Source organism: Actinotalea subterranea (assembly GCF_008364845.1).
Classification (GTDB): Bacteria; Actinomycetota; Actinomycetes; order Actinomycetales; family Cellulomonadaceae; genus Actinotalea; species Actinotalea subterranea.
Map to the genome: position 1 here is coordinate 50,807 of NZ_VTTP01000002.1, position 14,477 is coordinate 65,283.

Annotated in this window: 12 protein-coding genes; 9 read left to right on the plus strand and 3 right to left on the minus strand. The window is 74.5% G+C overall.

Going from position 1 to position 14,477, the window contains the following annotated elements; all coding sequences use genetic code 11:
* Nucleotides 1-3 precede the first annotated feature (3 nt).
* The 8 genes from mtrA (at nt 4) to secA (ending at nt 11,526) form a co-directional block, all read left to right on the plus strand.
* Nucleotides 4-687, plus strand: coding sequence for an MtrAB system response regulator MtrA (gene mtrA / locus FZ988_RS03290; RefSeq protein ID WP_149202596.1), 684 nt, complete (start codon nt 4-6; stop codon nt 685-687).
* A 13-nt stretch (nt 688-700) separates the two neighbouring features.
* A complete protein-coding gene (mtrB, locus tag FZ988_RS03295) occupies nt 701-2,458 on the plus strand; it encodes an MtrAB system histidine kinase MtrB (RefSeq protein WP_149202597.1) in 1,758 nt (585 codons plus the stop codon).
* Nucleotides 2,455-4,212, plus strand: coding sequence for an LpqB family beta-propeller domain-containing protein (locus FZ988_RS03300; RefSeq protein WP_149202598.1), 1,758 nt, complete (start codon nt 2,455-2,457; stop codon nt 4,210-4,212). Before mtrB ends, FZ988_RS03300 begins: the two co-directional genes overlap by 4 nt.
* A 69-nt stretch (nt 4,213-4,281) precedes the next feature.
* A complete protein-coding gene (locus FZ988_RS03305; RefSeq protein ID WP_149202599.1) occupies nt 4,282-5,094 on the plus strand; it encodes a ComF family protein in 813 nt (270 codons plus the stop codon).
* A gap of 203 nt (nt 5,095-5,297) precedes the next feature.
* The gene (hpf, locus tag FZ988_RS03310) at nt 5,298-5,918 is read left to right on the plus strand and encodes a ribosome hibernation-promoting factor, HPF/YfiA family (protein ID WP_149202600.1); all 621 of its coding nucleotides are present in this window, start codon (nt 5,298-5,300) and stop codon (nt 5,916-5,918) included.
* A 202-nt stretch (nt 5,919-6,120) separates the two neighbouring features.
* Nucleotides 6,121-7,398: a winged helix-turn-helix domain-containing protein gene (locus FZ988_RS03315; protein ID WP_246169174.1), complete on the plus strand. Its 1,278-nt coding sequence runs from the start codon at nt 6,121-6,123 to the stop codon at nt 7,396-7,398.
* A 147-nt stretch (nt 7,399-7,545) separates the two neighbouring features.
* Nucleotides 7,546-8,511 (plus strand): DMT family transporter, encoded by a 966-nt coding sequence (locus tag FZ988_RS03320; RefSeq protein ID WP_149202602.1) that lies wholly within the window; start codon nt 7,546-7,548, stop codon nt 8,509-8,511.
* Between the two features lie 81 nt (nt 8,512-8,592).
* Nucleotides 8,593-11,526, plus strand: a complete 2,934-nt coding sequence (gene secA / locus FZ988_RS03325; protein ID WP_149202603.1) for a preprotein translocase subunit SecA — start codon at nt 8,593-8,595, stop codon at nt 11,524-11,526.
* 106 nt (nt 11,527-11,632) lie between these two features.
* On the opposite strand, the gene FZ988_RS03330 is transcribed toward secA, so the two are convergent.
* Both FZ988_RS03330 and FZ988_RS19115 read right to left on the minus strand, forming a co-directional pair.
* Nucleotides 11,633-12,268, minus strand: a complete 636-nt coding sequence (locus FZ988_RS03330) for an Rv3235 family protein (RefSeq protein WP_149202604.1) — start codon at nt 12,266-12,268, stop codon at nt 11,633-11,635.
* Nucleotides 12,269-12,310: 42 nt separating this feature from the next.
* Nucleotides 12,311-13,408, minus strand: coding sequence for a LysM peptidoglycan-binding domain-containing protein (locus FZ988_RS19115; protein WP_149202605.1), 1,098 nt, complete (start codon nt 13,406-13,408; stop codon nt 12,311-12,313).
* A 155-nt stretch (nt 13,409-13,563) separates the two neighbouring features.
* On the opposite strand from FZ988_RS19115, the gene FZ988_RS03340 reads away from it, so the two are divergent.
* Nucleotides 13,564-14,091, plus strand: a complete 528-nt coding sequence (locus FZ988_RS03340; RefSeq protein ID WP_149202606.1) for a hypothetical protein — start codon at nt 13,564-13,566, stop codon at nt 14,089-14,091.
* A 77-nt stretch (nt 14,092-14,168) separates the two neighbouring features.
* On the opposite strand, the gene FZ988_RS03345 is transcribed toward FZ988_RS03340, so the two are convergent.
* Nucleotides 14,169-14,405 carry a helix-turn-helix domain-containing protein gene (locus FZ988_RS03345; RefSeq protein ID WP_149202607.1) on the minus strand — a complete coding sequence of 79 codons (237 nt, stop codon included), beginning with the start codon at nt 14,403-14,405 and terminating at the stop codon, nt 14,169-14,171.
* Between the last annotated feature and the right edge of the window lie 72 nt (nt 14,406-14,477).

Below are 14,477 nucleotides of genomic sequence, written 5' to 3' on the forward strand. Positions count from 1 at the left end.
GCCATGAAGGGTCGCATCCTCGTGGTCGACGACGACGTCGCGCTCGCCGAGATGATCGGGATCGTGCTGCGGTCGGAGGGCTTCGAGCCCTCGTTCTGCGCGCACGGGGACGAGGCGCTCGGCGCTTTCCGCACCCACCAGCCCGACCTCGTGCTCCTCGACCTCATGCTGCCGGGCAAGGACGGCACCGAGATCTGCCGGCTGATCCGCGCCGAGTCGGGCGTGCCCGTCGTCATGCTCACCGCGAAGAGCGACACGGTCGACGTGGTGCTCGGCCTCGAGTCGGGCGCCGACGACTACATCTCGAAGCCGTTCAAGCCCAAGGAGCTGATCGCGCGCGTCCGTGCCCGGCTGCGCCGCACCGACGAGCCCACGCCCGAGCACCTGACGATCGGGGACCTCGAGATCGACGTCACGGGGCACCGCGTCACACGCGCCGGTGAGCTCATCCCCCTGACCCCGCTCGAGTTCGACCTGCTCGTCGCGCTCGCCCGCAAGCCGTGGCAGGTGTTCACGCGGGAGGTGCTGCTCGAGCGCGTGTGGGGCTACCGCCACGCCGCCGACACCCGGCTCGTCAACGTCCACGTGCAGCGCCTGCGCTCCAAGATCGAGCACGACCCGGAGCACCCGGACATCGTCGTGACCGTCCGAGGTGTGGGCTACAAGGCGGGCTCCGGCGCGGCGTGACCATGGCGTCGTCATGAGCGCGCCGGCGCCGGGGGCGGCGAGGACTCCGGGGACCGCCGTCCGCGTGCGGGGCTCGCGCCGTGAGCGCGTGCGCCGGACGTTCCTCGTGACCCGCCTGCGCACGGTCCACGCGGTCTGGCGCGTGTGGCACCGGTGGCGCTCCTCGTTGCAGGTCCGTGTCATCACCTCGACGCTCGTCGGCGGGATCGTCGCGGTCGGGCTCCTGGGCGGCTACCTGTCGAACCAGATCAGCGACGGCCTCTTCGAGCAGCGCCGCGACCAGGTGCTCGAGGAGGCCGCGCGCTCGACCCAGCAGGCCCAGGCGAGCTTCGACAGCTCGCTCGTCGCGACGGGCCCGCAGGTGCAGGGGCTGTTCAACCAGCTCGTGCAGGCGCTCCAGACGGGCGGGACGAGCGAGGAGGTCGCGCTGCGCCGGTCACCCGCCGACGTGCTGCCCGTGATCGTGAACGACGTGTCCTCGCGGTCGGACCCGTACCTGAGCGACCTGGTGACACCCGAGCTGCGCGCAGCCGTCCGGGCCGAGGACCTGCAGCGCTGGATGTCCGTCGCCGTGCCGTCGGACGACGGCGGCGTCGTGCCCGGCATCGTCATCGGGTCCACCGTCGCCGTGCCCGTCGTCGGCGAGTACGAGCTCTACTACCTCTACAGCCTCGAGTCGGAGCAGCAGACGCTCGAGTTCATCCAGCGCGTCCTGCTCGTGGCGGGGCTCGGGCTGATCGCCCTGCTCGGCGGCATGACCTGGCTCGTGACCCGCCAGGCCGTGCAGCCCGTGCGCAACGCCGCCCGTGTCGCCGAGCGCCTCGCGGACGGCCACCTCGCCGAGCGCATGACGGTCAAGGGCGTCGACGAGATGGCGACGCTCGCGAGGTCGTTCAACGAGATGGCGGAGAGCCTCCAGGACCAGATCCGCCGGATGGAGGAGCTCTCGCACCTCCAGCGTCGCTTCGTCTCCGACGTCTCCCACGAGCTCCGGACACCCCTGACGACCGTGCGCATGGCCGCCGAGGTCATCCACGCGGCCCGCGGCGACCTCGACCCCGCGGCCGCGCGCTCCGCCGAGCTCCTGACGACCCAGCTCGACCGCTTCGAGGACCTGCTGGCCGACCTCCTGGAGATCAGCCGGTTCGACGCCGGGGCCGCGATGCTCGACGCCGAGGGACGCGACGTCCGGGACGTCGTGACGGGTGCGGTCGAGCAGGCGGCGCCCCTGGCCGAGCGGCGCGGCGTCTGGCTGAGCGTGGACCTGCCGGAGAAGGCGGTCATCGCCGACGTCGACCCGCGGCGCGTGGAGCGCGTGCTGCGCAACCTCCTCGTCAACGCCGTCGAGCACGCCGAGGGACGACCTGTGGAGGTACGGCTCGCCGCCGACGCGCACGCGCTCGCGGTCACCGTGCGGGACCACGGCGTCGGCATGACCGAGGAGGAGGCCGAGCACGTGTTCGACCGCTTCTGGCGTGCCGACCCCGCACGGGCGCGGACCACGGGCGGGACCGGGCTCGGCCTCGCGATCTCCATCGAGGACGCGCACCTGCACGGGGGCTGGCTCGAGGCGTGGGGCCAACCTGCCCACGGCGCATGCTTCCGCCTGACCCTGCCGCGCCGCGCCGGCATCGTGCTCACGAGCTCCCCGCTGCCGCTCGCACCCGAGGCGACGGCCCCCGAGCCCGCGGTCTCCTACGCCTCGAGCGTGGGACGTCCCGGGCTCGACCCGGCCGCCGTCCCCGACCTGGACTCGCTGGAGGCCCGATGAGACCCGCGACGCGCCACGGCGCCGCCGAGCGCGCGCGGGCCCGGTCCCGGCGCCGCGCCACCCGGGTGGGCGCCCTGCTGCTCGCCGTGGCCGCGGGCCTCGCCGGCTGCGTCGGGATCCCGACCTCCGGTCCGATCGGGACCGGCGACGCACCCGTGGACGAGCCGGGCCGGCCCGTGCCGCTGGCCGACGACCCGGTCCTGGACGCCGAGCCGCAGGCCATCGTCTCGGGCTTCCTCAACGCGGGCTCGGCGGGCCTCGCCGACGACTTCGCGACGGCACGCAAGTACCTGACCTTCGGGGCCTCGGACAGCTGGGACCCCCGCGCCCGTGTCCTGGTGTACCCCGAGCAGAGCCGTGGGCCGCAGCTCGAGGAGCGCGACGACGGGTCGATCCTCGTCACCGTCCCCGTGCAGTCCGTCGTCGACTCCGCAGGCCGGTACGCCGAGGCGGTGCCCGGGGCGCGCCCCGAGGAGATCGTCTTCGAGCTCATGGTCGACGGTGCCGGGCAGTGGCGGATCTCCGGCCTCGACGACGGCGTGGTCATGAACGCCTCGAACTTCGACAGCCTCTACCGTCGCGCACCCGTGTACTTCGCGAGCAAGGACGGCACGCACCTGGTCCCCGACCTCAGGTGGTTCGCGACCACCAAGACGGCGACGCTCGCGGCCGCCGCGCTGCTCGAGGGGCCGTCGCCGTGGCTGCGTGACGCCGTGACGAGCGGCGCCCCCGAGGGCGTCCGGCTCTCGACGGACGCCGTGCCGGTCTCGGAGACGGGTGTCGCGCTCGTCGACCTCGCGGCGGACGCCGCGCTCGCGGACCAGGGGAGCCGCAACCTGCTGCAGGCCCAGCTCGAGGCGACGCTCGAGGGGCTGCCCGGCACCGCGATCAGCGCGGTCGAGGTCACCGTCGGCGGGGTTCCCTGGGAGGCGACGCAGGTCCCCGAGCTCCTCCTGGACGTCGTCCCGGCGAGCGGCCCGTACGTGCTGCAGGACGAGCGGCTCGCGGTCGTCGTGGAGGGTGAGGTCGTGCCGGTCGAGGACGCGTGGCCGCTCACGGGGCTGTCGCCGAGCAGCCCGGCCGTCAGCCCCGACGAGTCCCTGCGCGTCGTCCTCGCTGGTCTCAGCCGGCTCCTCCTGCTGCCGGCGTCGGCGGAGCCCGTGACCCTCCTGACCGGGACCCGTCTGGTGCCGCCGTCGATCGACCGGTTCGGCTGGGTGTGGACCGGCGAGACGATCTCGCACGGCACCCTGACGGCAGTCGCCGCCGACAGGGAGGTCCTGACCGTCGCCGCGGACTGGCTCGAGGGGCGCGCCGTGCGGTCGGTGCGCGTCTCGCGCGACGGGACGCGCGTCGCCGTCGTGTCGGCCGGTGCCTCGCCCGAGGACGTCGTGATCGACGTCGCCGGTGTCGTGCGCGACGAGGAGGGCAGGCCGCAGTCCTTGGGTGGCACGGAGGAGCCGCTGCGGGTCGGTGCCGCGCTGACCGACGCGACGGAGCTCGCATGGGTCGACGAGGTGACCCTCGCGGTGCTCGGCACGAGCGGGGGGATGAGCAACCCGACCATGCACCTCGTGCCCGTCGGGGGCCCCACCCGGGCCCTGGCGACCGTCGAGGGGACGGTCGGCATCGCGGCCGGCCGCGGCGAGCGCGCGCTCTACCTCGTCGACGCCGAGCACGCGCTCCTCTCGAAGCAGGGGACGAGCTGGAAGACCGTCGCGACCGACGTGCGGGACCCGGTCTTCCCGGGCTGACGCCCGACCTGTCGCCGTCGGGGCTGTGGACCGCGGCTCCGGCGCGCCGCGCGCGGGCATGCTCGGCGCATGCGTGACGACCACGGGCAGCCCGACGCACGCGGGGTCGTCGGCGTCGGGGGCCACGGGCGCCTCGGGCACCTCGGGGGTCGCCTGCGCGACGTCGGGCGGCTCGTGCTGCCCGTCGAGTGCCCCGGCTGCGGCCTGTGGGACGTGGTGCTGTGCGCCGCGTGCGCGGGCGTCCTCGACGCCCCGGTCGACCGCTTCGAGCAGCACGTGCCCAGGCTCGACCGCATGGACGGGACGGCCCCCCTGCCCGTGTGGGCGGTGGCGCCGTACACGGGGCCGGTGCGTGGCGTGGTCGTCGCCTGGAAGGACCGCGGGAGGGCCGACCTCGGCCGGCACCTCCTGCGCACGGCGGCCCGGATGGGCGCGGAGGTCGCGCCCGACGTGCGCGCGGCGCTCGGGACGCAGACCCTGCACGTCGTCCCCGTCCCGTCCGCCCCGGGCGCCCGCCGACGCAGGGGCGCCGACCTCGTGCGCGGGCTCGCAGGCGCCGTGGCCGACGGGCTCGCGTCGCAGGGCGTCTCCGCGCGGCTCGCGCCCGTCCTGGTCCAGCGGCGCGGCGGACGGGACCAGGTCGGGCTCGGTGCGCGCGCCCGCGGCCGCAACACGACGGACCGCATCCGGCTTCGGACAGGACCCGTGCGCCGCCCCGCGCCGGCCGGGCGATGGCACCTGCTCGTCGACGACGTGGTGACGACGGGGTCGACGCTCGCAGCCGCCGGGGAGGTCCTGTCCAGGAACGGGGGGTTCGTCCTGGCCGCGGTCGTGCTCGCGGCAACTCCACCCCCTGCACGCCCGCCCGTCGGCTTCTCGTAGCAGCGTCCGGGGACTAACGTCAGTGCATGGAGCGGTACCCGGGAGGCACAGGAGGCGGGCCGCGAGGCCGCCGGACCACCGCGGGCCGCTCCCCGCATGACTCCTCGCGGAGGAGGTGGTGCGCGCCGTCCGCCCCATGAGGGTGTTCCCCGCAGTCCACCGGGCGGCGGCAAGGCCCGCCGCCCCACCCCAGGAGGTCAGCCATGGAGATCGTCGTCGTCGGTCGTCACACGGACGTGCCCGACCGGTTCCGCCGCCACGTCGAGGACAAGCTCGCCAAGATCGGGCAGCTCGCTCCGCGCGCGCAGCGGGTCGACGTGGAGGTCACCCACGAGAAGAACCCGCGGCAGTCAGGCGTCTGCGAGCGGGTCGAGCTGACCGTGCGGGGCAAGGGCCCCGTGGTCCGCGCCGAGGCGAGCGCGGACGAGCCGTACGCCGCCCTGGACGCGGCGACCACCAAGCTCCTCGAGAGGCTCAGGCGCGCCCGGGACCGGCGTAAGGACCACCACAAGGACACCCCGCTGGCCCCCGTCGACGTGCGGCCGCCCGCGGTCGAGGCGCCGCCCGAGCCGCCTCCGGCACCGGGTGACGCCGTCGAGTCGTCATGGGGCGACTCGCCCGTGGTGATCCGCGAGAAGCTGCACCGCGCGCAGCCCATGACGCTCGACGACGCGCTGTACGAGATGGAGATGGTCGGCCACGACTTCTTCCTCTTCATCGACGCCGAGACCGCCCTGCCGTCGGTGGCCTACCGCCGCCGCGGGTGGAGCTACGGCGTGATCCGGCTCGACGCACCGGTCGCGGCGAGCGCCCAGGCCGTGTGACCCCGCCCTGACCCTGACGGGCTCCCCGCACCAGCGTGCGGGGAGCCCGTCGCACGTCCGGGCCGTGAGGTGCGCGGCGGGGCGCGTGCGCGCGCGCTCCGGCGGGGGCACGTCCGTGCCCGTCCGGCCCGGCCGTGCACGGCCGGGCCGTCGCTCTGGCCGCCGGCGGGCCCGTGTCGGTGCCCCGCGTCAGGATGGCCTCGTGACGTCGACACCCCGCCCCGCCTCCGTGCTCGAGGCGCCACCCCGCGCTGCCGAGCTCTCCCTGAGCCAGGCACGTCGCGTCGCCCTGCGCGCGCAGGGCCTCGACCGGCCGCGGCGGGCGGGAGGCCAGGCGACCATGCGGCACCTGCAGCAGGTCGTCGACCGGCTGGGCCTCCTGCAGATCGACTCGGTCAACGTCCTGGCGCGGGCGCACCTGATGCCGGCGTTCTCCCGCATCGGTCCGTACGACACCGCGCTGCTCGACCGCGCCGCGGGGCGCTCGCCACGGCGGCTCGTCGAGTGCTGGGCCCATGAGGCGTCGTTCGTCCCTCCTGCCACGTACCGCCTGCAGGGCTGGCGGCAGCGCGCCTACCGCGAGCAGGCCTGGGGGACCATCCGCGACGTGCCCCTGCAGCACTCCGACGTCCTGGACGAGATCCGCGCGATCGTGGCGGACCGCGGCCCCGTCACGGCACGTGAGGTGCACGCGTTGTACGAGAGCGAGCACCCGCGGGTGCGCACCGGCTGGGGCTGGAACTGGACGGTCGCCAAGCGCGTGCTCGAGTTCCTGTTCTTCACGGGTGAGGTCACGGCCGCGTACCGCAACGCCGCGTTCGAGCGGTGCTACGACCTCACGGCGCGCGTGCTGCCGGCCGAGGTCCTCGCGATGCCCGAGCCGGCGGAGGCCGACGCCGTGCGTGCGCTTGTGGAGATCGCCGCTCGTGCGCACGGCATCGGCACGGCCGCCTGCTTCGGCGACTACTTCCGGATCAGGGGTGGGGGCCGCGTCGCCCGCGCCGTCGACGAGCTGGTCGAGGAGGGCGCCCTGCTGCCCGTGCGCGTGCGCGGCTGGGAGCGGACGACCTACCTGCACCGCGACGCGACTCTTCCGCGCCGCGCCTCGGGTCGCGCCCTGCTGAGCCCGTTCGACCCGCTGGTCTTCGAGCGGCGGCGCCTCGAGGAGCTCTTCGGCACGCGGTACCGCATCGAGATCTACGTCCCCGCCGCACAGCGCGTGCACGGCTACTACGTGCTCCCGTTCCTCCTGGGCGAGGTCGTCGCGGCCCGGGTGGACCTCAAGGCGGACCGCAGGGCAGGTGAGCTCCTCGTCCAGTCCGCGCATCTCGAGCCCCACGCGCCGGCCGCCACAGCGGCCGAGCTCACGGCGGAGCTCCGTGAGCTGGCGGGCTGGCTCGGCCTCGAGCACGTCGTGGTCCCCGACGGCGCCGGCGGCGACCTCGCCCCGGCCCTCCCGCCGCGCGTCGCCGCGTCCTAGGATCACCCTCGTGCTCCGACTCACGACGACCCCGCCGCCGCACCGGTAGCGGGGCCGGCCCGCGCGCTGACGTCCACCGTCGCGGTGGCCGCCTCGGCGCGCCCTGCGGTGCCCCTCGTCCCCCCTCCCACGGACTCTGGAGCACCCATGGACACCTTCGACACCGGCCACCACGCGCGAGCCCTCCTCTCGGCCCGCACCCATCCGCGGGCCGAGCCCCGTGATTTCCTGCTCGTCGTCCTCGGCGCCGTGCTCTGGGGCACCGGCGGCCTCGCCGGAGCCGCACTCGCGACCGACGCCGACCTCGGCATGCTCACGGTCGCCGCCTACCGGCTCCTCGTCGGCGGCGGCCTGCTCCTCGTGGTGCTCGCGGCCGTCGGGCGCCTGCACCTGAGGCCCTCGCGCGCCGTCGGGCGCCGCATCGTCGTCACGGGCGTCCTCGCGGCGCTGTACCAGGGCTGCTACTTCGTCGCCGTGGCCTGGACGTCCGTGAGCGTCGCGACCGTCGTGGCCCTCGGCGCCGCCCCCGTCCTCGTCGCGGCCGCGACGGCCGTCACCTCGCGCCGGCGCCCTTCCGCGCGCACCGTCGTCGCGCTCGCGTCCGCGACGACCGGGCTGCTGCTGCTCGTGGGTCTGTCCTCGGGCGGCGGCGCGCGTCCGGTCGCAGGTGCGCTGCTCGCGCTCGGGTCGGCCGCCGGATTCGCGACCATGACGATGGTCAACCGGGCGCCCGTGGAAGGGCTCGGCCCGCTGGCCCTCACGGCGACGTCCTTCACCGTCGGCGCCGTGCTCCTGGTCCCCGTCGTCGCCGTCGCCGGCGGGTGGGGCGCGCCCGTCACGGCCGGCGGGTGGGTCCTCGTGCTCTACCTCGGGGTGGGCCCGACCGCGGCCGCCTACGCCGCCTACTTCAGCGGCCTGCGGACGGTCCCCGCGACCACGGCCTCGCTCGTGGCGCTCCTCGAGCCCTTGACCGCGGCGCTCGGGGCCTTCGTCCTGCGGGACGAGCGGGTGGGCGTGTCCGGCCTGGTCGGCGCGGCGCTCCTGGTCGTCGCCGTGGTCGTGCTTCGCCCGCGGGCCGTCGCCTCGCCTACGATGGATCTCGGTCTGCGCTGAGCCCTCGTTCCCACGGACACGGGGACGGCGCGGGCGACCCGCCGCCGTCCGGCGCGGGAAGCTGACGAGTCTGGAGCAAGCGTGCCCTCGATCCTCGACAAGGTCCTGCGCATGGGTGAGGGCCGGATCGTCAAGAGGCTCCAGGGCCTCTCTCAGCAGGTCAACGCCCTCGAGGACAGCTTCACCGCCCTCAGCGACGCGGAGCTCCGTGAGGAGACCGACCGGTTCAAGGCGCGTCTCGCCGAGGGCGAGACGCTCGACGACCTGCTGCCCGAGGCGTTCGCCGCGGTGCGTGAGGCGTCGCGGCGCACGCTCGGCCAGCGGCACTTCGACGTCCAGCTGATGGGCGGGGCGGCCCTGCACCTGGGCAACATCGCCGAGATGAAGACCGGTGAGGGCAAGACCCTCGTCGCGACCCTGCCGGCCTACCTCAACGCGCTGACGGGCAAGGGCGTCCACGTCGTCACCGTCAACGACTACCTCGCCGGGTACCAGAGCGACCTCATGGGCCGTGTCTTCCGCTTCCTGGGCCTGACGACGGGGTGCATCCTGTCCGGCCAGAAGCCCGCCGAGCGCCGCGAGCAGTACAACGCCGACATCACGTACGGCACCAACAACGAGTTCGGCTTCGACTACCTGCGCGACAACATGGCGTGGCGGCCGGACGAGCTCGTGCAGCGCGGCCACCACTTCGCGATCGTCGACGAGGTCGACTCGATCCTCGTCGACGAGGCCCGCACGCCGCTGATCATCTCCGGCCCCGCCTCGGGCGACGCGAACAAGTGGTACGGCGAGTTCGCGAAGGTCGCCCTGCGCCTGCGGGCCGAGGAGGACTACGAGGTCGACGAGAAGAAGCGCACCGTCGGCGTGCTCGAGCCCGGCATCGCGAAGGTCGAGGACTACCTCGGTATCGAGAACCTCTACGAGTCGCTCAACACCCCCCTCATCGGGTTCCTCAACAACGCGCTCAAGGCCAAGGAGCTCTTCAAGCGCGACAAGGACTACGTCGTCATGAACGGCGAGGTCCTCATCGTCGACGAGCACACGGGCCGCATGCTGCCGGGACGGCGCTACAACGAGGGCATGCACCAGGCGATCGAGGCGAAGGAGGGCGTGGCCATCAAGGCCGAGAACCAGACGCTCGCCACGATCACGCTGCAGAACTACTTCCGGCTCTACGACAAGCTCTCGGGCATGACGGGTACCGCGCAGACGGAGGCCGCCGAGTTCCAGAGCACCTACACGCTCGGCGTGGTGCCCATCCCGACGAACCGCGACATGCAGCGCATCGACCAGCCGGATCTCGTGTACAAGAACGAGGAGGGCAAGTTCACGGCGGTCGTCGCGGACATCGTCGAGCGGCACGCAGCGGGTCAGCCGGTGCTCGTGGGCACGACGAGCGTCGAGAAGAGCGAGCTGCTCTCGCGCCTGCTGCGCAAGCAGGGTGTCCCGCACGAGGTCCTCAACGCCAAGCAGCACGCGCGTGAGGCCTCGATCGTCGCGCAGGCCGGCCGCAAGGGCGCCGTCACGGTGGCGACGAACATGGCCGGCCGCGGCACCGACATCATGCTCGGCGGCAACGCCGAGTTCATGGCCGTCGCCGACCTCGCCGCCCGTGGTCTCGACCCCGCCGAGCAGGCCGAGGAGTACGAGAAGGCGTGGCCCGACGCCCTCGAGGCAGCGAAGGCCGCGGTCGCGGCCGAGCACGAGGAGGTCGTCGAGCTCGGCGGCCTGTACGTCCTCGGCACGGAGCGGCACGAGTCCCGCCGCATCGACAACCAGCTCCGCGGCCGGTCCGGACGTCAGGGCGACCCGGGCGAGTCCCGGTTCTACCTGTCCATGACCGACGACCTCATGCGGCTCTTCAACTCCGGCCTCGCCGAGTCGATGATGAACCGCGCGGGCTTCCCCGACGACATGCCGCTCGAGTCCAAGATGGTCTCGCGCGGCATCCAGAGCGCGCAGGCGCAGGTCGAGGCGCGCAACTTCGAGATCCGCAAGAACGTCCTCAAGTACGACGACGTGCTGTCCCGCCAGCGGTCCGTGATCTACGCCGAGCGCCGCCGTGTGCTCGAGGGCGAGGACATGGCCGAGCAGCTCCAGCACTTCGTGTCCGACGTCGTGACGGCGTACGTGGACGGGGCGACGGCCGAGGGCGCGCCCGAGGCGTGGGACCTGGAGGGCCTGTGGACGGCCCTCAAGGTCGTGTTCCCCGTGTCGATCACGGTCGAGGAGGTCGTCGAGGAGGCCGGTGGGGCCACGCGCCTGACGCGCGCCCTGCTGCTCGAGGAGCTGCTCTCCGACGCCCGGCACGCCTACGCGGCACGTGAGGAGCAGATCGGCGAGGAGAACATGCGCCAGCTCGAGCGGCGCGTCGTCCTGTCGGTGCTCGACCGCAAGTGGCGTGAGCACCTCTACGAGATGGACTACCTCAAGGACGGCATCGGGCTGCGGGCGATGGCCCAGCGCGACCCGCTCGTCGAGTACCAGCGTGAGGGCTTCCAGCTGTTCGGGGCGATGACCGAGGCCATCAAGGAGGAGTCGGTCACGTACCTGTACAACCTCGAGGTCAAGGTCGCGGAGCCGGCCGAGGCTGACGCCGGGACGCCCGACGGTGCGACGGCCGACGGCGCACCGTCGCCGGACGGGGCCGACGACGGCCAGGTGGGTGCGGCACCCGCGGGCTCCGCCGCAGCGGACGCCCCGGTGCGTGACCGGGTGCGTGGCGCGGCGGCGCCGGCCCGGGCGGCGTCGGGTGCGCCGACGGGGCAGCGACGCGCCGCCCCGGTCGTGCCCACGCTCATCGCGAAGGGCCTCGACGGGCCCGAGCGGCGCGTGCCGCTGCAGTACTCGGCGCCGAGCATCGACGGCGACGCGTCGGCGGTCGTGTCGGCGGAGGCGGCGGCGACGGAGAAGGACGGCCAGACGTTCCCCGGCACGCCGCGGAACGCCCAGTGCCCGTGCGGCTCCGGCAAGAAGTACAAGGTGTGCCACGGGAAGAACGACGAGGACTGACCGCACCAGGCCCTGCACGCGGAAGGCGTCGACCCCGTTCGGGGGTCGACGCCTTCCGCGTCTCGCGTGCCGAGTGCTGGGTCCGCCGTACCCGGGCGCCGTCGCGTCAGCCGATCTGCATCACGGTCACGCGCCAGCGCCCCCGATGCGTCTCCAGACGGATCGCGGCGGCACGGACGCGGTCACCGTCGTGGATCACCACGCTCGCCTCGACGGTGTCCGGCCCGATGCGTGAGACCACGGTGCTGCGGACGGTGGCCTGGCCGGCGCGAACGGGTCGGCCGCGTACCGCGCCGGCGCGCGGACCGGCGACCTCAGCGGGCGCGACCGGCCTGGCCCTGCGCGCTGCCGCCGCCGCGGATGCGCGCTCGGTCGCTGCCGTCGAGCACGCGCGCGTGAGGTCGTCGTAGACCTCTGAGGTGACCCAGCGCGTGAGCTGGGCGAGCGGACGACGGCCCGCGACCGCCTCGATCGCCGCGAGCACGACGGCGCCGCACAGGGGAGCGGGGTCGGGTGGGCTGGCGGGGGTCACCGTGGCGGCCACGGAGGCGATCGGCCATGAGGCCTCCGTGACGGGCGACAGCACCGAACGTCGCAGGGGCCCGGCGAGGTGGCTCGCGGTCCGCGCGGTGCGCACGGACTCGGGCTCCGCGCGGGGCGGGAGAAGGAGTCGCGGGCGGGGCGTGGTGCGGTGGGCGAGGGTGCGGTGCGCAGAGGCGGGGGAGACGGTCAGGGCGGTCACAGGTGCTCCTCGGTGGCGTGGGCGGGTGGCGGTGTCCGGGGCTCAGGCGGGCGGCGCCGCGAGCCTCTGACCTGGCTGGATCACGTCGGGGTCGTCCCCGATGACGGCGCGGTTCGCGGAGTACCACCGGGGCCACGCGGCGGCGACGTCGGCATCCGTCGCGTCCGGGGGCAGGTGGGCGGCTGCGATGGCCCAGAGCGTGTCGCCGGGAGCGACCTCGTGCTGCTGGGCCGCGGCAGCGGGTCCGTCGGACGCGGGGGCGGCCGACCGGTCGAACCCCGCAGGGTCGCCCGTCGGCGCCGTCGCCTGGGTGCCGGTCGCGCCCGTCGTACCGACCGTGCCGGTCGCGCCGGTCGGCGTCGAGGCGGCTGCGGTCGCACCCTCTGGGGCGGGCCCGTGCTCCAGCCCCGACGGCCCCGGTGCGGCGGGGGCCGCGCCCGTGAGGGCCGCGGTGCCCGCACCGGTCCCCGAGGGTCCTGTCGTCGTGGCGGCCTCCGAGCGGTCTGCAGCGACGGTGCCCTGCGGGTCGGTCCCGGCCACGGGCGCGGTGCCGGAGGTCGGTGTCTCGACGGCCGTGCCGACCGACGTGCCGGCCGACGTGCCGGCCGACTGCTCGCCGGGTGCGACGGGCGCGGTCGTCGTCAAGTCGAGCGGCGCGGCGCGCTCGGAGGTCGCGGCCCCGGAGGCCGTCACGGTCCAGCCGAGGTCCGGCTCGGCCGCGGTCGCGAGGCCGGCCGTCGCGCCGAGGCTGAGCCCTGCGGTGACGGTGACGGCGAGCGCTCGTCGGACGACGGCGGGGGTGAGCCGGGCTCCCGCGGCCTCGAGCCGGCGGCCGCCGAGGCCCACGGCTCGAGTGGCCGCCGAGAGCGCGAGGAGTGCGCACCCGAGCGCCAGGACGACCGCGGCGACCGCGCCCGCGCCGAGGAACGGGAGGGCGACGAGCTCGTCCACCGAGGCCCGGAGCAGTCCGCCGGTTCCGTCCGCGACGAGTGCGGCGAGCGAGGACCACGCGGCCGACGTCAGTGCCGTCGCGGCGCCCGTGGCGAGTGCCGTGGCCCCGGCGGAGCGCACGAGGCCGACGCGCGGTCGGGCGGGCCCGACGTCGTGCCTCGACGGGTGTGCGTGATCGTTCCTGGACACGTGCGGCCCCCTGCGGAGTGGTGCGCTCGACATGCGTTTGATGTCGTTTGATGATGTTTGACCTTGGCACGTGTTGTCTGATGTGTCCAGTTCGTCCTTGGCTTGTGGACGGCGCCGTGTCCGTGGGGCTCGGTGGCGTGCCCTACGGTGTCGCCATGCGCTGGGACGCCCTGTTCGCCGACATGGAGATGCAGCTCGCTGCGGCGTCGGCCCAGGACGTCGCGCTCGAGGTGGCCGATCGCACGCGCACCGAGCGGGCGAGCGTGCTGCTCGCCGACCGCCTACGGGCGGCCCGGGGCGAGGTGGTGCTCACCCTGCGGTCGGGCGTCGTCGCCGGACGTGTCGTCGACGTCGGGCCCGCCTGGGTGCTCCTGGTGGACGGCGCTCGCGAGCACCTGGTGCCGCTCGCGTCGGTGGTCACGGTCGCCGGCCTTCCCCACGCGGCCGCGCCCCAGGAACGCTCTGCGCTGCGGCGGCTGGGCCTCGGGCACGCGCTGCGCGCCGTCGCACGGGACCGCAGCCTCGTGCGGCTCGTCACGGTCGGGGGAGCCGTGCTCGGGCGCATCGACGCGGTCGGCGCCGACCACCTCGACGTCACGCCCGCCTACGAGGACTCCGGCCGTCCGACGGGCGAGACCCGCGCGCTGACGTTCGCCGGCATCGACGTCATCAGCGCAGGCTGACCCACCTCGTCACGCGTGAGGCCGACGGCCTGTCGATCGGTGCGAGGTCCGCAGCCGGTGGTGCGTCAGGGCGGGTCTCAGCCTGCGTCCTCGTCGGTGCCCGGGCCCGTCCCGCCCGAACGCACGCGCTCGCGGGACTGCGCGTACATCCGCTCGATGTACGCCTCGAGCTCCGACGCCTCGACGCGCCACACCCCGCGGCCGCCGATCTGGATCGCGGGCAGCTCGCCGCTGCGCACGAGCGCGTAGGCCTGGGGGGAGGAGATGTTCAGGATCTCCGTGACGTCAGCGAGGGTCAGGAAGCGGGCCGCCATGGCCGCAGTCTCGCACGGGGCGGGACCCCTACCCGCGTCGTCCACACCGTGCGCGTGGGGGCCGGCTGTGCA